The following is a 19589-nucleotide window of genomic DNA, read 5'->3' as shown; positions in this document are numbered from 1 at the left end:
CCATGGATGCCTGGATTCCCGAATGTTCAGTTCGATTCCCGTGTACGTTGATCGAGCAATTTTGAAAGGCTAGTCCGATGCTTCGCCAACAGCGTGCAACCCTCACGAATCCAATGGATTCGGTTGTCTCACTCTGCGGGGTCATCGTTGGTCAGCTTGCGATGTTCCTTTGCGTATATCTTCTGGGCCACTGGCACGGACCTGGAACGCTTGGGCGATTTAATTACTGGCTCGCGATAGGCTCTTTTGCCAGTTTCATACTGGCCTTTCGATATGAACTCGCCTGCGTCGATGACCAGCCTGCAAACTCCTTCAATGCTTTCGTCAACTCGGGCGTGTTGGCGGTTGTTGTCGCTCTGACTACTCTGTTCATCACGCTTTTGCTTGGTCATTCGGAGTTCTGGGTCGTCGAAGTCTTCTCGCTGGTGTCGTTCATTCAAATGGCTGCATCGCTGTACTACAACAGCTTGCGCTTGTATGGCGTTATTGCGCTCTCGCGGATTGCGATCAACGCGCTGTTCGTCGGCTATCTCCTGCTCGATCATTCCCGCACGCACTCCGATGGTTCGGACCCGTTCGTCTGGTACACATGGATCACAACAGGCGTTGCCCTCGCAATGGTATTCGACATCTTGAGGAAGGGGCGTAAAGCGGGTTTTCCATTTCGGATTTCGAAGCGCTTCTTCGTCGACAATCGTCGCTTCGCGATCTATATCCTTCCGTCGACACTGTTTGGTTCGGTATCCACCTATGCGCTCGCGATCGTCATCCCGAGATGGTATGGCGCGGAGAGTGCCGGTTACTTCGCGGCGGCCTTTCGTTTGGGTTTTTTCCCCGTCTCGCTGATCGGGCAGAGCCTGGGCGGCGTATTCAGACGGGACGCGATTGCAGCCGTATCAGAGGATGATCAGGGCATGGGCTTGCGACGGGTCTATGTCGCCTACGCACGTACGTTGATTTTGCTTGGCGTGCTCTATGCGCTTGGAGGTGGTGTACTATTCGCGCCACTTGTAAAACTGAGTCTGGGTGCGAACTGGCAGGAAACGATCGATCTGTTTTACCGTCTCATTCCAATGTTCACGCTGCAACTCATTTTTCTGCCGCTGGCCCAAGTCTTTCTTGCGGCCAAGGCGCAGCGCACCGATTTCCTTTTCCAGCTTATGTCGTGCATAGGGCTTTTAGCAACTTTGTATTTGACGAAGCTGGCAGGTCTTCCGGTTCAGCAAAGCGTCCAGGCCTTTTCCCTGTCAGGTGCGGTACTCACGGTCTTGGGGATTGTCCTGACGTATCGAGCGTCGTTTGGGAAAAGTCCGCTATCTGGTAAGGTGGCTTAGTAGCCGGACTCTCGATGTTCTGACAAAGCGCGGAATCTTGCTCAGTTACGCGGCGTGGAACTCCAGATGCTCACCTGCTGACAGGTTCCCTCGTCATAGCCGATTTCATCGTCGGCATAGGGTACCGTCCCACAGTAGCGACGCTCCAGCAAAGGCGATGAATCGAAGACTTCTGCACAAACGGGATTCAGGTAGATGATGGCGAATGCCTCGATCGTACCGCGCTCATGTGCAGTGACGAGCTTGGCGAGAAGGCGCGCCATCGTCTGGTTGCCGAATGGATTGAACAGGTACACGACAAGCTTTCCGGTCGGGAAATCGACCGCGAGCGCATCGGTCGCGAACGCACGCATTGGCACGCGCTCGGGATAACGGCGCCCTACGATCCGCGCATTGTGATTGGCGATATCCACCAGACGCGGCGCGAAATCAAAGCCTGTGACCTCGAGAAACGGAAATTCGGTCGCGACGATCATCGGCCGGCCTTTGCCGCAGCCGATATCGATGAACGTATGGTCGTGCAAGTCGCCGAGTTGCTGCAGTGCGAAGCGGATCGTGCTTGGCTGCGATCCCATATAGGGAAGATGGCCCGCGTCGTTGTCATCGCCGAAAATGGATTCGGGCGGCTCGATACCGCCGGTATCCGTGCCGAGTGCCGTGTCAATCGGATGCGTGCGATAGCAACCGGTATAGACGACCTTCAGAACCGGCACATGTTGCGCGAATTTCCGGATGTGCGGAATGAAAAGCATGGTTTGTACGGGATCGGGTAGAGACGCCACCGCACGAATGAGCGGCCACTTGATGCGTCGCTTCAGACGCTTCTTTGCACTGCGGATAACCATTGTCCCCATCAGTAAAGACCCTCATGGTTGAGCGAGTAAATACAACCGATCTAAATAAGTAACTCCTTGTACTACATGCGCCTTAACGTAATATAGCTTCGGGAGTCCGAAGTGAGTGTGCGTTTCCGCATAAACTCGCTCGTCATGCATCCAAGGTGAAGTCCTCGTAAAGGCTGAGGAAAAGAGCCTTGATTCGATGGTGTCTATCAATAGATAAACACTGCGTTCTGGTAGCCAGTCGATTCGGTTTTGTAGCAGTAAGGAAATTAGGAGGAGTTTGGACGGAACAAATAGGATTACTTATTTCGCTAGATCGTAGAACTGCTCGGCGACTGAACGTTGCCGTCCACCGTCACTCTTCATCTGTCCTTTCGCTTCATGTGCATGAGTTCGATGCCGCCTAAAATGATGCGGGCGCAGCGAAAGATCTTGAATTCTTGCATTGGTCGAACGATGCGTTTGATCGCTCGATGGTCCTGCTCGACCACGTTGTTCAGATACTTCGATTGACGAATTTTGATCGGCGTTTTGCGATCGGTATTGATCGCATTGAGCCCGGCAAGATTCGCCCCGCTCTTGTCGATCGTCACCGTCTCCGGCACGCCGTTTCCAGCGATCGCCTTTTCGAAGTAGCGCCGGGCAGCGGCCTTGTCTCGCGTGGCACGGAACAAAAAGTCGACCGTTTCACCGGCTTTATCGACGGCGCGATACAAGTACCTCCATTAGCCCTTGACCTTGATGTAGGTTTCGTCCATCCGCCAACTTCGGCCGACCCTTTTTTGCGCGGTCCGAACGCCTTTCCCAGCACAGGTAGCAACTTGATGGCCCAGCGGTGGACCGTCGAATGGTCGACAGACACAGCGCGCTCGGACATCATCTCTTCCAGATGGCGAAGGCTCAACGGGTAGGCGACGTACCAACGTACGCACGTCAGCATTACGTCCAGTGGCTAATGCAGCCGTTTGAGCGCCTTGCTCACAACGGCGTTGGGTGTCTTGACCATTCGTTACATCGTTCGTCTTGGGACCTCTCACCATAGCAGACGCGCTTACCGCGACAGAACCGCCAGGACGGTTAGCGTTACGCTGCTCCAGCTACCTGATGTATTTCTCCGCCCCTCATCAGGCGCCGCGCGATGTCGGCCGTTTGCAGCGTTGCGCGTTCCGTCGGTGAATGGGCCGCGAGATAGCGGGCGACCGCAATCAGAACGTGCCGTCCCTCGGCAGTATTGCCCCATGCAGCAAACTGGCGGACGCCGGCCTCCAGCATCTGATAGGCATGAAAGCCCGCATCTTCGCGCAGTACCGCAACCGCAAGTGTGGCGATCAGTGCCTGCGGCGAATGGCCAAGCGTGAGATGGCGCGCTACGAGCCTCGCCGCAAGATCGACCTGTCGCTGCCGGTCGAAGGCGTCGAGCAGGGCGGTCCGGATCGTCTCCTCATCGGCAGGAAGGTCGTCGAGCGGATCATTGCCGTCGCCCGGGATTCGGGCCGGTGGCACATTCAGATACCGCGCAAGGTAGAGCGCCATGGCGGCGTGCAGGATGCCGCGAGCGGGCGCGACGTCACGGTCGATACCCGCGGGCCCAATGCGTCCGAGCATCTGGTGGAGTGCGTTGGCATGGGTAAAAACGTGATGCGCGGTCTCCCAGTCGGCGTGCTCGTTGGCATCGCCGAAGCGGGCCACGCGAAGCGCCGCTCCATACGCGAGGGATTGTCCCAGGTCAGCCGGAGCGGCGCCTGCGAGAATCGCCGCCTTCAGCGCGTCAATGATCTTCGCCGGATCGTCTGCAAGCAGTTCCCGGGCGAGCGCGGCGTGCTGCGACCAGCCTTGCAGAGCGCCCCCGGCAGCGAAAAGGCGTGACATCTGGCTGGCTGCTTCGTCGCACAGCGCGACAAGATCTACGGGCTGGCGCCAGGCGGTCGACTCCTCGGCGCCACGGGCGCTCACCATCTGGGCGACCACAGTGGGCAGCAAGGCTGACGCGTGCTGCCAGCCGATCAGGTCGAGGCACTCGAACGCCTTGTTGATGAAGTCGAGCAGATGACCGGTGTCGGCAAAAGCCCGCTCGGTCCCGGCGGACAGCAGGGCATCGGCGAGCACGGCCGGTGAAAGACCGGCGGCAATCGCCGTCAACAGCGTGCGCTCGGCCGCCTCGCGATGGCGCACGTTGGTCCAGCGGCGCAACCAGCGCCTGAGCGCGGCGGGCTCCGGCCGACTTCCCAGTGGTGCGCGCTCCCGCCGCGGTGCTTCGCCGTTGCAGTCCGCCGCTACATGGCGCGCGCCGTGAAAGAGGGCGAGATAGGCATCGTCCGCTGGCAGTACGGACAACAGGTCGGCGAGCGTCGTCAGTATCGTGAGACCGACGCCCCAGCCATCACGGTTCTGCGCGCCGAACAGCGCGACCTGCCGCACAATATCGGCCACGGGGACGCCGGCCGCGAGCTGACCCTGCACGGCTTTGGCGATGACGAGTCCGAGGTCGTGTGCGAGCCCGTCCGCAAGTCGCTGATGCCAGTGCGTTGCAGGATCGGAGTATCCAAACGTGGTCGCCACCCAGACGTCGCCATTGCGGACCTCGACCGCGCAGGCCGGTACGTCGTCTGCCCACAGGTCGAACGTGCAGCCGCTTTCCAGATCGAAGCGGGCGTGGTGCCAGTGACAGGTCAGAATGCCGTCTTCAACAGTGCCCCGCTCGAGTGGGAAGCCCATATGGGGGCAACGATTGTCGATGGCGAAGACGCGCCCGCGCTCATGGATAACGAGGATGGGACCATGGCCGCCCTGCACAATGCGCCGCCCCTTCGCTCGCAGCTCTTCAAGGCTTCCCGCGAGCACGAATCCGTCATCGGGTGCATCCATGTTCGGCCTCCGGCATTCCTCCTTGCACGGGCGTCACAGGTACGTGCGCTCGCGTGCAAACACAAGCATACTCCGGGCAAACGCCGGGATGTGCGTGGGACCGGAATGCGAACGCTGCGTTTCCAGAGCCGGAGCGAATGTAAGCTTATCAGGTACCGCGATACTGGCTTCTAGATTGCCTGGCGGCCAGCCGTTGGGTAGGGCGCGCGTCAACGGAAATCCCATCATTGAAGATTGGACAATGCTTGCCGTCCAGTAATTGCAGCCCAAGGAGCGCCGATGACCGATGTTATGTGTGCCCGGTGCGGAGCAGTCACGTCACCGCACGACGTTGTCAGCGTCGCGTCACCGGATGGCGCGTACCGGTTGCTCTGTAGCCGCTGTTTCAACACCGAAATGGCCCATCTTGCGGATGTCGACGCATTCGAACATCCGGAATTCACGCCCGTGCGCCTGCCCGATGCGGATGGTGTCGTTCACGAGTTTCATTTCCGCAGCCTGCTATTCGGCGATCAGCTTTCACTGGAGGCGTTCGAACTGGCTTCCGGAGAGGAAGACTGCGGGGGCTTCCGCTTCCAGCTTCTGGGCGATCCGCGGACGGACCCGTTCGAGCTGTTGGGCCACCTGGTGCAGAAGATCAGGCGCGGTCTCGCGGTCCGGCACGTGGTCGAGCGTGCGGGCCAGCTTGAGATAGCCGGAACGACGGTCCGCGGGCGGATCGAGTGGGACGACAGCCAGGACGGCCGCCTGCCATGTGTGGTCATTGATGGCAGACGGATCGACTGGAGCGATTTTGGGGCGATGTTAATGATGTGCGAAGGATGGCAGTTCCGGATGGAACTGATCGATCCGAGCGATGAAGCCTAGTCTGACCGAGCGTTGCCTGATTCCCACTCGTCGAAGGCCCGAACGAGAGACCCTGCGTCGGGACCGGCACGTCGCAACTCGCGTATATCCGCATCGACCGTCTCGCGGGAAGCGCCCGCCTGCGGTATCCTGGGATGAACCGAAGCTTTTGAAACTCGAAATTTCGGGCAATTACATGCCCCCTGTAGCCCGCTGTTTCGCCGTTGTCGTCCTGTCACATGAAACTTCGATCAAAGTTGTACACAGAAGGCGTGAAAGAGCCCGCGGACAAGCCCGCGGGAAAGGCTCGTAAACGTTTGGTTGCATGCGGATTTGTTGCACTGCGCAGGGAAGCGGCACCGCCCATGAAGGATCTCCAGCTGGCCGTGCCGTTTGAAGAGATCAGGCAGACCTGCAAAGCGGTTACGTTCTTTTCCGTATCGCTCCAGGAGAGCAGTTGCTGATTCAAGGACACGTGGATTGCTGCTGCACGGTTTCAGCTCCCCGCGACCTGGGACTTGGCATCGCGGCTCGGGGCCGGGTCTCGAAGCATCGCGCCACCGACCAACGTCACTCCCGCAAAGGCGCACTCTTCGCGGAGACCAACAACTGCGTCGCTGACGGTCATGCTGCCTGTAACTTCTGGTGGCTCGATCGCAGCGTGCGCATTACCGGTACAGGGACCGCGAATGCCCATGTCAGCGAGCCGCGGTTTCAGAACAGGGCGGGGGGCGCCCGTCAGCACGCGGCATCGCCCGTCGCAGGCTAACGGACATGCCGGGTAGGGCGCAAATTCGTGGTGACTGTCCTAGATGCGGTCAAGCCGGAGCGGATGCTTGCTCATTGACCGGTGCAGACGGGCCGCGACTGGCCGGAGAGGCGGGAACTGTCACGCCAGGATTTCTCTAACTTCCCACGCAGGGGTGCAGCGATTCGCGCACTGAGCGCCCGGGCTCGACGTTCCGGTTCGCGCACCTGGTTTACCCCCGCAAAAGCTCACCAGTCGTAAAGACTAACAATTGTCGATTCGCAACTAACCGTCTACCTCAACTATTCACACCACAAAGGCAAACCCGGCTTGCAGCGAGAGGCGGCGATTTTTGGAGATCGAACCAGGCGCCTTGTGACCGGCGGCCACGGCGCCGGTCCGCTGAATCGTCACGTCGCTGGCTATCGCGCTGCCTTGCTGTCACTCAGAATGCACCGAAGATCCGGACGAGCGCCGCCAGGATGGCTTCACGTTCATCCGAAAGAGAACCGATGCGTTTGCGAAGCGTTCAGAGGGACGGCACTCATGCCGGGCGTATCGAGGAAACATGTTCCGCCATTAACCTCGAAAACCGGCAGCAGGGTCGGATGGTTTGCCCGAAAAGTCGAGGTGCTCGACAGGTCGCAGGGGGATCACGATGCGCGTCGGCAAAATTCCAACGTGCGCGCTCTGTATGTCGAGCAGCTACGGCGCGAGTCTCCGCGTCTCTTTGTCGGGGTTGACGTAGAGATCGAACCGCGCCATTAGAACGTCCTGAATTTCGCTAGCGGAAGCCCGCCGCGATCGATCATTGCACTGTAGGCGGCGACCAGTTCGGCATTGGCATCGGCCCAACGGCGAGCTTCCGCCTCCTGAATTTCTTCCCACACACCGCGCTCGCTCGCTCGAGAAAGGTTAATCTGTAGTGGTCAAGTTATTTCGGACAGGCTGATAGGTTCTTTTACTGTCGGTTTTGCCTCGTAGGCAACGGGCGACAGATAGCCCAAAGTCGAATGCAAGCGTACTGCGTTGTAAAAACCGACGATGTACTGGTTGATGTCGCGCCGTGCTTCATCGTGGTTGGCGTACTGACGCTGCCACACGCGCTCCATTTTCAGGTTCAGGAAGAACCGCTCCATTACCGAATTGTCCCAGCAATTTCCTTTGCGGCTCATACTGCAAACCACGTGATGCTGCTTGAGCAAGGCCTGGTATTCATCGCTCGCGTACTGGCTGCCCCGGTCCGAATGCAGGAGCAGGCCTGACGCTGGCCGACGCTGCTGCAGCGCCATGGTCAGTGCCGAAATGACCAGTGCGGCCGGCATGGTCGGCGCCATGGACCAGCCGACCACCTTGCGTGAGTACAGGTCCAGTACGACCGCCAGATACAGCCAGCCTTGCGCCGTGCGGATATACGTGATGTCCGAAACCCACGCGCGGTTGGGCTCGGCGACCTCAAATTTCCGGTCGAGCACGTTCTCCGCGACAGGTAGCGTATGCCTGCTGTCGGTCGTCGAGACGAACTTGCGCTTCCAGCTCGTGCGCAGGCCCGCTTCGCGCATCAGCGTCCGCACCCGGTAGCGACCAATATGCAGCCCATGCTCCCGCAGCGCATGCATCACACGGCGGCTGCCATAGCTCGCGCCACTGGCGACGAATGCTGCCTTGACGTGGGTCCGCTCCTGCAGACTCTTTGCACTCGGCTTAGCGCGCTGGTGCGCATAGTAGCCAGAGCGACTCACCTCCAACACCCGGCAGGCGTGACTGACCGATACGGCCTCCTGTTGCAAGTGAGTTACCACGCGGTAACTCACTTCAGTTCCCGGGCAAAGAAGGCCGACGCTTTTTTTAGCAGCGCATTGTCCTCGCGCAATTGCCGGTTCTCCGCTTCAAGTTGCCGGATGCGCTGCTGTTCCGCCGTCAACGGCTTGCCCTCGCCGGGGCCGCCCGCACGCTCTGCGTCGTACTGGGCCACCCAGCGCCGCACGGCTGTCTCAACAAGGTCCATCGACCGGCAGACTTCGCTGACCGATAACCCCTGGTCCCGTACCATCCGTACCACTTCCAGCTTGAAGCTGGTGTCAAATTGTCGGCGCCTTCTTGTCATCCTGCTCTTTTTCCTCGTCGATTCCGGATTGTCCCCCTATCGACCTGTCCGAGGAAATTAGACCACTACAGGGTTTGTTCGCCTGCGGAGTTGACTTTTCCTTGTTGTTCGCCTGCTGCTTTGGCCTTTCCTTGATTTCTTATTGGCTTATTAGCGTTGCCCCTGTGCGGGGCAACGCTCTCAACTTAAGCCTCACTGCATGAAGCGAGTTTGTACGCGAGATGGAAGTGAGGCTTGGCTTTTCTGGGTGGCCTTGGATAGGAGCTCGAGGGCTGGTTCCGGCATCGAGTCTGGTGGATCATTTCCAGCACACCGGCGAGGCCGTCCAGACAGCGCTGGATGCACCGAGGATGGGCTTGAGTGCGGCCAGTGCGTACACCCGGTTAGTACTGCAGCCGTAGATTTGTTACCATACTGATATGATAAGGACTGCTGCACGTCAAGACTATGCATTCGACTGCGAAAACGTGGGCGCATGCCTGCGAGGCTCGTGAATGGCAACGGGAGCCCAACCGATCGTCCAAGAACTTGCGCATTTCGCATATTCTTGAGCATGTTTGTGATTCGCCCTGTCGGGGTGTAGTCCCGGTTCGCACCTGAATCGGTGGTTGGTGTCGCGTGATCGGGGCGATGCCGATATCGCCGCAACGATGGAGTTCTATCGCACTATCGAAGGTCGAGTGAGCTCGTTGTTTGGATGATGAGCTGCACCAGTGGAATCAAACCCTAGCTAGGCTTGAAACCAGTCACAAGACTATCCTCGACTTTAAGAGGTGATAGGTGTCCGGAGATTCAGGGGGCTGAATTCCACCTCGTTCATCCCCCGATTCGTTTGCACTTTACATAAAAAGAATTGCCTCGACATTTTCTGTAGGAGTGCTTGGCATAAATGCGGATGTTTTCTAAGGCGGGGTCCCATCCGAACCATACGAGTCAGCACGTAGGGAGACGCCGCCGGAGTTGCCCGGGGCGTAGCGGTGATAACCCGCGCCTTATCACGGCAATCCTCCCAACTCGGGCACCGCGCGTGCGAGGGAAGGGCGGAATCCGGCGGCTGATCGGTGCGGATTCAACCGGTCGATGCAACAGCTTGATGAAATCGCTCAGCTGGTGTGTCGAAGTTTGGTGTTTTCCGGGGGCGTTCATTGAGTCGCCTTGCTACTGCATTAAGCCGGGCCTGTGAGTAGACGGAGAGATCGGTACCTTTCGGGAAGTACTGCCTCAGCAATCCGTTCGTGTTTTCGTTCGAGCCGCGTTGCCATGGATGCTGCGGATCGCAGAAGTAGACTGCGATGTCAGTAGCCACCGTGAAGCGCTTGTGCCCAGCCATCTCTTTGCCCCGATCCCAGGTCAGTGATCTGTACAGTTCCTGAGGCAGCTTGCCAGCATGTTTTATGAGGTCGTTGACGACGGTCTCTGTATCCTTGCTGGCAATCTTCACCAGCATGACGTAGCGGGTTTGACGTTCGACGAGAGTTGCAATCTGGCTGTTCGCGTTACCAAACAGCAGATCGCCTTCCCAATGCCCGGGTATCGCACGGTCTTCCGCTGTCGCGGGGCGTTCACTTATCGATACGGCGTCGCAGATTCTGCCGTGATCGTCGGTCTTCATGGTGTGGTGACGTGAACGACGCATCGCCCGCGTCCGGCGCAGATGCTCCAGCAGTTCCTTCTTTAGCGCGCCGCGGGCCTGTATATAAAGGCTCCGGTAGATAGTCTCGTGCGACACCTGATAGTCCCCGTTGACCGCGTATGAGTGCTTGAGCCAACCGGCAATCTGTTCTGGCGACCACTGCGACTGGAGTTTGCTCGCCACAACCCGGGCGAGCTCGCGGTTCCTGACGAGCTTGCATTCCTTGGGACGACGGGCACGATCCCAGGCAAGCGCATCAGCCTGATTCGCCCGATAGCCTTGAGATCCACCATTTCGCCTGATTTCCCTACCGATGGTGGACGGTGCTCTTCCAAGCCGGCTGGCCACCGAACGGATCGAGTCCCCGGCTGCCAGTGAGCGCGATACCTCCTCGCGCTCGGCTAACGTCAACGCCAGTCTGGAACGACGTCGCGGTGCCGGCTGTATTCCGCCTGTCTCCGCGAGAATTCCCTGTATCGACGAGTGATTCCGATCGAACAGTTGCGCAATATGCTGGAGTGATTCACCTTTCCGCCAGAGTTCCCACATTAACGCTTTCTGGCTCTCGCTGTAATAGATCCGGGTTCGGTACTTCATTTGCAACACTCCCGCCGCTCACGCAGCTTCTATTGTGTTGCATCGACCGGTTGAATCCGCAGGCCATTGCGGACGTAGGAATGTCGGCCACTGATGGGCAACTGAGGGGCGCTTTGCCGCCCCTCGCGCCGCCGTGGCCTCGAATATCATGTGCCGATGCGAGTGAATGAGTTCTCGCGACCCAGAGGAGAAGTCCGCGGCCGGAAAGCGATCATTCACGGTGGGCAGCTCGGTTGAACAATCCACTACGGTAGCTCTACGCTCAGGATGGTTGGGCCAAGGTTGCGGAGCGCCGGGTTCAGCCGCATTACAAGCAACGTGTCATCGTTGTCCTCGTTCATCTTCGCCATGCCCTGAATCGGGTCCTCCGACTTCACAAGTCGGCTCATGGTGCCTATGCCGTCTTCGTTGGTTGGCGTTTCAAACGAAACTTGATCCGAGCCAAAGCGACGAATGCAATCGTTAGGGACAGTTTCTGAATGCTTCCTTTGGCAAGATACCTTCATTCGCCACTGCATCGACGAAGGCTTGTCGGTTCGGAAACCCCTGTCCAGCGATCTTGGCTGCTCCAAAGCTCCCGGACGTACCCCGTACGACGTGCTGAGTTGAATGTCGCGGCCCTTGATGGGACTGTCGTGAGCGGCTCCAACTGGCGTGCGTCGTCCGGCGCCATCAAAATCATGGAGCCGTTCGAGCCATAGAGATCGACGCATTTCCACCCACGTGGTTCCATGACACCGAGAGCTCTTGACGCGTACCAAGCTAGACGCGATGCTACGGCGAGAGGAAGCGAGGGACCCTTAGATATCTTGGATGCTGACTGAGGTCCGAGTTGTCTTAAAGACGCACTCGGCGATTCGATGCACGCAGTGCTGTGCGGCGCGGGCTACAACCTGAGGATGATCATCAGGAAGCTGCGGCTTCTTTGTGCCTTCATTCTCGCTGCTTTGTCCAACTGTAATACTGCCGCCAACGCAGTGGTTTGACGCAGGCGGCATGAGAAAAGAATTGTTCAGGGGTGACTATCTAGTGACCACTGTCGGGGTTGCATTGGGGTAGATGACCACAGGTAGCCGCCCCCCAGCGATCCATACTGCCGCTTGCACTGGTGCTCCCTGAAACCCCGCCATACCCGGAGTTATTGCTAGCATTGGCCGATGCCGATTGCTCATCTTGTTGCCCGGATGCATCCTGCGCTTGCGCTACGCCCGCAAGCGAGAGAATGCCCAGGAGCACTGCAGACACGAATATTGTCGTCTTCATGGCTTAACTCCTTCAGTATGAAATCAGGTTCAGTTAGGGCGGCCGCTTTGACATAGGCGGAGGACGTAGCAGCCGACATGCGCGGCAATACCGCGCTTAGCGTCCGAGGTGACAGGAGCACCTGAATGACCGCCGGTGGGCTGGTAAGCCCGGTGCGCAATAGAGAGCGCACTATTGCTGCCGACGTGAAATTGAAGCAGTTGCCGATGCACGAATGAACCGTATATTCGCGATGCTCTCGGTTCGAGCATGCGTTGGGCATCGGGTGGGTTCGCTTGAATCTCGGCATCAGGATCAAAACGAGGTCGGCAACGACAATTGAGGTGAAATACATCGCACATGGTGCCTATGTATGCACTGCATGTTCCTCACCATTCGATAATAATTCTTCATTCCTAATATGTATGCGAGAAGAGAAGAATCTGAATTGTCTTTCGATGAATTACAACATCCTTATTTCGAATTATGCTGCATTGTTCTGCCGTGTAACCTTGTCATTTGTAGTTAGATCGATTATTTAATGCTCGGTATCAAATGTTCCTTAAGGGGCGAACAAATGTTCGGTGCCGCTTTGCGACTATTCGTCAAAGTGACTTCTTGAGAGCGCGGGGCACACGCCGGGTAACGGATTCAGGTCGACGCGACACAAGGACAACTGCGGGTTGCTGGTACTGCGCACGCCGCACACTTACCCTCGATTGTCAGCTTTGACAGTCTTCCACCCAATTCCCGGCACAGCGGGCACAGGCCGCTAGCACAAAGGGGCGTATGCTAAACGTGACCCTTCGAGGAGGCCTCCCATGGCGTCCGGCACTCGAACACGACGTGATTCTGACGTGGGCGAAAAGTCCGGGGCCAGAATGTCACTGAGCGCAAGTGAAACAGCTCACAAAATCGGGCGCCGCAGATTCGGTGAATTTGTGAATCTTGTTCGGGGACCGGTTGCGGCACTCAGTGCCGAGCAGAATCTCCGCGTCAAACGCGAGTTATTGGAATCACTGTCGCGTCGAGCGGTATATTGGATGGCGTTGGTGTTGTTCGGAAGCTTGTTCGAGCTTAAATCTGGATATTGGATAATACCCGACTATTGGATCAAGACGTCGGATATTTATCGTTTGTTCCGTATGGTCTGGATCTTGGGAATGTGGGGGATGGCCACTCCCATGGCAATATATTTACTGAAAAGGACCATGGCGCTTCCAAAGCACGCGGGCGTCAACGCGGTCGAGCAGATGCACGGGGCATGGGCTGCATTGGTCATACTGACATCGGTGTGGTGGGCGGCCGGTAGCTTTGGGTTAATCCCCCTCCAATTCCAGTTTCATGGTACCGGTTCCGGCAGGATTGGCTTCCTGGAGCTGACGCTGATCAGCTATACATTTACTGTGCTGCTGCTCGCACCTAGTCTTCGTGCAACTTTGGGTTCACTCGTGCTCGGCACTATCCCATTCGGATTTAGCGTGGGAAATTATCTGTTAATTGAACGGCCAGTATGGTTTTACTGGTATATGGGTCAACTAATTGGCTATTGTTTCATCGCATGGTTTCTTTGTTACAATCAGGAGCGCGCATGTGTAAAAGAGATTATTCTCGAAGAGGCGCGATCGCAGGCCGAAGCGGCAATGGCGGAAAAGAACCAATTTATCGCTGCGATAAGCCATGATTTGCGCCAGCCGCTCACAACGCTCGGCTTGAAGTTGAACTATATCGAGCGGACCATTGGATCAACCAGACTGGCCGAAGACGTCTCGATTGCGCAACGGCAAGTGGATGCGATGGAAGGGATGATCAACGGCACACTGGATATCTGCCGCCTGGAGTCCGGCACCTGGAGTGTAGAAATTCAGGAGGTGGGGCTGCCTTCCCTTTTACACGGCATAGTTGTGGATATGCAGCCGCTGGCCCGGGCGAAGGGGCTGAAGTTAAAACTCCATAGCCGGCCCTATCTGACCCATACGGATCGACAAGCGTTGGACCGGATCGTCCGAAATATGGTGACCAATGCCGTCCGTTACACACCTTCCGAACAGGGAGGAAAGAAGGGGCATATTCTGGTGAGTTGCCAAAGGCGGGGCAACCTCGTAAAGATAAGCGTCTGGGACAACGGGATCGGTATCCCTGAAGATAGACAGGCGGATATCTTCAAAAGCTATGTACAGGTCGATAATCCCGAGAGGGATCGTGAAAAGGGATTTGGTCTGGGTCTGTCCATAGTTCAGGGTCTCGCGAACCTTCTTGGTCACAAACTGGACATGAACTCGACGCCAGGGCGGGGATCGCGTTTTTCGGTTACGGTCCCCTTCGCAGGACGCATACCGCCAGAGTTGCTGGAGGTTCAGACGGTTGAAAGCGGCGACCTGGACCTGACCAGTATGGTCGTGGTGGTCATCGAGGACAATAGCGACTTGAGAATCGAAATATCGATGCGCCTGATCGAGCATGGATGCTACGTCGTGGCGGGAGAATCATCATCCGACGTGATCGAGCAGTTGCGCATCGAAGCTTTGGCCAGTGGTCCGCACTTCATCCTTTCTGATTACCGGCTGAAAAGCGAGGACGGCATTGCCGCAATTGTGGCAGTCCGCGCTGCTACCGACGCTTCGATCCCTGCGATCCTGTGGTCGGGGGACACCTCGTCAGCTGTGCTCAAAAAAGTAGCCGCCAGTGGCATGAAGCTTCTGTCGAAACCGGTTTCGGAGCAGACCTTATTGACCTTGCTGGCAAAACATAAGCCAAAAACTTCCACCGAAGGCAGGTGAAGGTGATGGCGGTAGAACGTAACTAGCACAAAGGGGCGTATGCTGAAAGTGCCCCTCCGAAGAGGCCTTCTATGGCGTCCAGTACTCAAACACGACGTGATTCTGACGTGGACGAAAAGCCCGGGGCCAGGATATCACTGAGCGCAAGTGAAACAGCTCACAATGTCGGTCGCCGCAGATTCGGTGAATTTGTGAATCTTGTTCGGGGACCGGTTGCGGCACTCAGTGCCGAGCAGAATCTCCTTGTCAAACGCGATTTATTGGAATCACTGTCGCGTCGAGCGGTGTATTGGATGGCGTTGATGTTGTTCGTAAGCTTGTTCGTGTTCGTACTTGGAAATTGGATCAAGACGTCGGATATTTATCTTTTGTTCCGTGTCGTCTGGATCTTCGGACTGTGGGGGATGGCCGCTCCCATGGCAATACATTTACTGAAAAAGACCATGGCGCTTCCAAAGCAAGCCGGCGTCAACGCGGTCGAGCACATGCACTGGGCATGGGCTGCATTGGTCATACTGACATCGGTGTGGTGGGCGGCCGGTAGCTTTGGGATAAAGCCACCCATTTTCTGGGCCTACCATGGTGATACTCATATTATTTTTCACAGGACTTTCTTCCTAAAGCTGACGCTGATGTGTCATGTATTTACTGTGCTGCTGCTCGCACCTAGTCTTCGTGCAACTTTAGGTTCACTCGTGCTCGGCACTATCCCATTTGGATTTAGCGTGGGAGGAATTCTGTTAATTAATCGGCCAACTTTGTTTGAGTCGCTTACGGCTCAACTAATTGGCTATTGTCTCATCGCATGGTTTCTTTGTTACGATCAGAAGCACGCATGTGTAAAAGAGGTTATTCTCGAAGAGGCGCGATCGCGGGCCGAAGCGGCAAGGGCGGAGAAGAACCAACTTATCGCTGCGATAAGCCATGATTTGCGCCAGCCGCTCACAACGCTCGGCTTGAAGTTGAACTATATCGAGCGGACCATTGAATCAACCAGGCTGGCCGAAGACGTCTCGATTGCGCAAAGGCAAGTGGATGCGATGGAAGGGATGATTAACGGCACACTGGATATCTGCCGCCTGGAGTCCGGCACCTGGAGTGTAGAAATTCAGGAGGTGGGGCTGCCTTCCCTTTTACACGGCATAGTTGTGGATATGCAGCCGCTGGCCCGGGCGAAGGGGCTGAAGTTAAAACTCCATAGCCGGCCCTATCTGACCCATACGGATCGACAAGCGTTGGACCGGATCGTCCGAAATATGGTGACCAATGCCGTCCGTTACACACCTTCCGAACAGGGAGGAAAGAAGGGGCATATTCTGGTGAGTTGCCAAAGGCGGGGCAACCTCGTAAAGATAAGCGTCTGGGACAACGGGATCGGTATCCCTGAAGATAGACAGGCGGATATCTTCAAAAGCTATGTACAGGTCGATAATCCCGAGAGGGATCGTGAAAAGGGATTTGGTCTGGGTCTGTCCATAGTTCAGGGTCTCGCGAACCTTCTTGGTCACAAACTGGACATGAACTCGACGCCAGGGCGGGGATCGCGTTTTTCGGTTACGGTCCCCTTCGCAGGACGCATACCGCCAGAGTTGCTGGAGGTTCAGACGGTTGAAAGCGGCGACCTGGACCTGACCAGTATGGTCGTGGTGGTCATCGAGGACAATAGCGACTTGAGAATCGAAATATCGATGCGCCTGATCGAGCATGGATGCTACGTCGTGGCGGGAGAATCATCATCCGACGTGATCGAGCAGTTGCGCATCGAAGCTTTGGCCAGTGGTCCGCACTTCATCCTTTCTGATTACCGGCTGAAAAGCGAGGACGGCATTGCCGCAATTGTGGCAGTCCGCGCTGCTACCGACGCTTCGATCCCTGCGATCCTGTGGTCGGGGGACACCTCGTCAGCTGTGCTCAAAAAAGTAGCCGCCAGTGGCATGAAGCTTCTGTCGAAACCGGTTTCGGAGCAGACCTTATTGACCTTGCTGGCAAAACATAAGCCAAAAACTTCCACCGAAGGCAGGTGAAAGTGATGGCGGTGTAACGTAAGGCGTGGTGTAGCAGAGATCTTCACGACAGTCCCTTAGCTGGCCCACTTCCGCCGCCCATCTCGGCATTGACTTTTAGTGCAGCTTCAACGCGTGGACAGCGTCAAGCAGGAAGTCCGGTTTACCGACAAACATCTTGGCCGGTCGGTCGAGATGTTTGTCGCTGTCAATTGGACATGGTTGTCGCTCCGTTCGGATTGTCAGCGGGTAATTGACGGCGCCGCTCCTTCTGTTTGTCGCTGGCTTTGCGGCGTCGATAGCTTTCAACATTCAGTTCGAAGATCGTCGAGTGATGCACAAGCCGGTCAATGGCCGCCACTGTCATGCCGGGGTCCGGGAAGACGTCATTCCAGCCTGAGAACGGCTGGTTGGCTGTTATCAGAAGACTTTTCCGCTCATACCTCTCGGCGATCAGCTCGAACAGCACGCTGGTTTCGGCCTGGTCTTTCCTCACATACGACAGATCATCGAGGATGATCAGGTCGAAGCGGTCAAGCTTCGCGAGCGCCGAAGGCAGTTGCAGACTCTGGCGCGCGACCTGGAGCTTCTGCACGATTTCGCCGGTGCGCGTGAACAAGACGCGATAGCCGGCGTCGATTAACGCATGGCCGATGGCGGACCCCAAGTGACTTTTTCCGCCGCCGGGTGGACCAAACAGGAGGATCGTGGCGCCTTTCTCAAGCCACGAATCGCCGGTGGCCAGCGCCATCACATGCGCCTTCGAGACCATCGGCACAACGCCGAAGTCGAAGGTGGCGAGCGTCTTGGTCGGATCCAGATGTGACTCGGTTCGATGACGCTCGATTCTCCGTTTGGCCCGCTCGGCGAGTTCATGTTCGAGCAATGCGCCGAGTAAGCGCGACGCCTGCCAGCTTTCCTTGTCCGAGCGTTCAGCGAAGTCCGGCCACAACCGGCTGATCGTGGGCAGCCGCAATTCGTTGAGCATCAGCGCGATACGGCCAGCATCGTAGGCGGCGTTCATGCGAGCAGCTCCTCATCGAGCAACGTGTCATAAAGCGCGGCAGACGGCATCTCGACGACAACCATCGGACACTCGGCCTGGCGCGGCGCCAACTCATCGAACAGCGCCCTCAGATCGGGTAGTTCACCGAGTTCGAGCAATGCATCGAGCCTCTCGGCGAGTTGCGCCTCGACGCCGTGGTTTCCTGCCAGCTCAAGCAGGCCGACCATGGTCTTGCATGCGCTGCGCGGCGTCAGCGCCTGCTCCAGTCGCTCCCAGGTCCGACGGTAGGCTTCACGCGGAAACAGATCGTCACGGAACGCGAGGCCCCGGAAGGCCTGCGGCTTGCGTTTGAGCGAATCGATGAAGTGCCGGTAGTCGATGCCGCGACCGCGCCGTTTGCTCGTGTGTGTGGCTCTCGCCGTGCTGTGCACGAGCGCGCCGGACAGATAGCAATCGAGCCGGTCACTGTAGAGGCGTACCTTCAGGCGATGACCGATCAGCCGCGACGGAGCGCTGTACAGGACGCAACGCACGGTGAACGTGCCGCAGCGTGTCACGCGCGCCTCTTCTTCGTCGAAGTCGGTGGTACGGTGCTCAGGTAGATCCAGCAGGTGTTCGCGCTCGATCTGGAACGCTGCAGCATTACGCCGGTTGCGGCGCATCACCACCCCGCGCACGAACTCGTCGTACGCGCCCCGGTCCGCGAAGTCGCGGTGACCTCGCAGCTCCAGGGCCTGATCGATCTGATCCTTCAGATAGCGATGCGAGGATTCGACACTGCCATTCTCATGACCCATGCCACGATTGTTGCGCGTGCCTTGCATCCCGTAGTGCTCGAGTAGCGCCGCATAGCGAGCTGTGAAGTCTTCCTCTTCCTGCAGGTTCCTGAAGGCCGCCGACAGACTGTCGGAGCGGTGTTCGCGCGGGCACCCGCCGGCCTGCCACAGCGCGTTCTGCAATCCCGTCGCGAGCGCCTGGAAGCTCTCTCCGCCATCGACCACACTGGCGTATTCCCAGCGCGAGAACGCCAGCACAAAGTGATACAGCAGGTGGTTAAACGGAACGCCGCCAATCGTCACGCACAGCTTGTCCATGTGGGTGAAGTCCGACAGGCCTCGCGCGCCTGGCTGATACGTTTGAGGGAAGAACACTTCCCGGTTCGGCCCTTCGAGCGCGCGCCACTGGCTGACATGCCGCTCAAACGTGCGACGCATGCTGTCGGGAAAGCGCTCGGGATGGTCTTCCTGCAATTTGCGCAGCAGCGTGATCGCCTTCAGCTTTGGGGCACTGTGCAGCAATGGGACGACTTCGGCTTCCCATACGTCGGCAAATGGATCAGGACGCGAGCGCCAGTAGCGCCGGGGCTGCTGCGACGGAAGCCCGGCTTCACGTTCGACGCGGCGCGCCGTGCGCTCGCTCATGCCCGACTTCGCTGCGGCGACCTTCTGTGGATGAAGTTTGCGCTGGTTCATGTAGAGGCGGACCTGTTGGTCGGTGATGCGGGTTCCAGACATGGGCTGACCGCCTCTTTTTAGATTCAGTCAGCCATCCTAGACCTCGCCGACCCGGCGCCGCCGGCAGCTCGT

General features: G+C 57.6%; 13 protein-coding genes and 2 pseudogenes. 5 read left to right on the top strand and 10 right to left on the bottom strand.

All coding sequences use genetic code 11. The annotated features are described in order from the left end of the window. Window positions 1–77 precede the first annotated feature (77 nt). Window positions 78–1334, top strand: a complete 1257-nt coding sequence (locus B0G69_RS31895; RefSeq protein ID WP_121324044.1) for an oligosaccharide flippase family protein — start codon at window positions 78–80, stop codon at window positions 1332–1334. A 41-nt stretch (window positions 1335–1375) separates the two neighbouring features. Here B0G69_RS31895 and B0G69_RS31890 read toward each other — a convergent pair whose 3' ends face one another. The 3 genes and pseudogenes from B0G69_RS31890 to B0G69_RS31880 form a co-directional block, all read right to left on the bottom strand. After that, window positions 1376–2179 (bottom strand): class I SAM-dependent methyltransferase, encoded by an 804-nt coding sequence (locus B0G69_RS31890; RefSeq protein WP_121324043.1) that lies wholly within the window; start codon window positions 2177–2179, stop codon window positions 1376–1378. Window positions 2180–2479: 300 nt separating this feature from the next. Next, window positions 2480–3116: pseudogene (locus tag B0G69_RS31885) on the bottom strand (IS6 family transposase). 143 nt (window positions 3117–3259) lie between these two features. Then, entirely contained in the window at window positions 3260–5041 is a 1782-nt protein-coding gene (locus tag B0G69_RS31880; protein WP_121324042.1) for a Rieske 2Fe-2S domain-containing protein, read from the bottom strand. A gap of 279 nt (window positions 5042–5320) precedes the next feature. On the opposite strand from B0G69_RS31880, the gene B0G69_RS31875 reads away from it, so the two are divergent. Beyond that, window positions 5321–5908 carry a hypothetical protein gene (locus tag B0G69_RS31875; RefSeq protein WP_121324041.1) on the top strand — a complete coding sequence of 196 codons (588 nt, stop codon included), beginning with the start codon at window positions 5321–5323 and terminating at the stop codon, window positions 5906–5908. 214 nt (window positions 5909–6122) lie between these two features. Here B0G69_RS31875 and B0G69_RS40795 read toward each other — a convergent pair whose 3' ends face one another. The 5 genes from B0G69_RS40795 to B0G69_RS40790 all read right to left on the bottom strand — a co-directional run bounded on the left by B0G69_RS40795 (window position 6123) and on the right by B0G69_RS40790 (window position 11691). Then, entirely contained in the window at window positions 6123–6356 is a 234-nt protein-coding gene (locus tag B0G69_RS40795; protein WP_147440797.1) for a hypothetical protein, read from the bottom strand. Window positions 6357–7399: 1043 nt separating this feature from the next. After that, window positions 7400–7555 carry a type II toxin-antitoxin system CcdA family antitoxin gene (locus B0G69_RS31870; protein ID WP_121324040.1) on the bottom strand — a complete coding sequence of 52 codons (156 nt, stop codon included), beginning with the start codon at window positions 7553–7555 and terminating at the stop codon, window positions 7400–7402. 9 nt (window positions 7556–7564) lie between these two features. Next, window positions 7565–8742, bottom strand: a protein-coding gene (locus B0G69_RS31865) for an IS3 family transposase (protein WP_199731125.1) whose coding sequence is annotated in 2 segments (ribosomal slippage) — window positions 7565–8475 and window positions 8475–8742 — 1179 coding nt in all. Because the reading frame shifts where the segments join, the coding sequence is not laid out codon by codon here. 1069 nt (window positions 8743–9811) lie between these two features. Further along, complete coding sequence (locus B0G69_RS31855) at window positions 9812–10972, bottom strand: IS30 family transposase (protein WP_121324039.1); 1161 nt, start codon at window positions 10970–10972, stop codon at window positions 9812–9814. 245 nt (window positions 10973–11217) lie between these two features. Continuing rightward, window positions 11218–11691 carry a hypothetical protein gene (locus tag B0G69_RS40790; protein WP_147440796.1) on the bottom strand — a complete coding sequence of 158 codons (474 nt, stop codon included), beginning with the start codon at window positions 11689–11691 and terminating at the stop codon, window positions 11218–11220. A 28-nt stretch (window positions 11692–11719) separates the two neighbouring features. Between B0G69_RS40790 and B0G69_RS42225 the strand changes: the two are divergent. From B0G69_RS42225 to B0G69_RS31835, 3 genes and pseudogenes are all read left to right on the top strand, one after another. Beyond that, window positions 11720–11958, top strand: a pseudogene (locus B0G69_RS42225) (IS5/IS1182 family transposase); the annotation flags it as partial. A gap of 1077 nt (window positions 11959–13035) precedes the next feature. Then, window positions 13036–14994 carry a hybrid sensor histidine kinase/response regulator gene (locus B0G69_RS31840; RefSeq protein WP_121324037.1) on the top strand — a complete coding sequence of 653 codons (1959 nt, stop codon included), beginning with the start codon at window positions 13036–13038 and terminating at the stop codon, window positions 14992–14994. A 107-nt stretch (window positions 14995–15101) separates the two neighbouring features. Then, a complete protein-coding gene (locus tag B0G69_RS31835) occupies window positions 15102–17018 on the top strand; it encodes a hybrid sensor histidine kinase/response regulator (protein ID WP_158609011.1) in 1917 nt (638 codons plus the stop codon). 187 nt (window positions 17019–17205) lie between these two features. On the opposite strand, the gene istB is transcribed toward B0G69_RS31835, so the two are convergent. Next, complete coding sequence (gene istB / locus B0G69_RS31830) at window positions 17206–18021, bottom strand: IS21-like element helper ATPase IstB (RefSeq protein ID WP_121315180.1); 816 nt, start codon at window positions 18019–18021, stop codon at window positions 17206–17208. Beyond that, window positions 18018–19517: an IS21 family transposase gene (gene istA, locus B0G69_RS31825; protein WP_121315179.1), complete on the bottom strand. Its 1500-nt coding sequence runs from the start codon at window positions 19515–19517 to the stop codon at window positions 18018–18020. Before istA ends, istB begins: the two co-directional genes overlap by 4 nt. Window positions 19518–19589 lie beyond the last annotated feature (72 nt).

The sequence above is a fragment of the Paraburkholderia sp. RAU2J genome, assembly GCF_003634845.1.
Taxonomy (GTDB): domain Bacteria; phylum Pseudomonadota; class Gammaproteobacteria; order Burkholderiales; family Burkholderiaceae; genus Paraburkholderia; species Paraburkholderia fynbosensis.
This window is presented reverse-complemented; position numbering and strand designations above follow the sequence as displayed.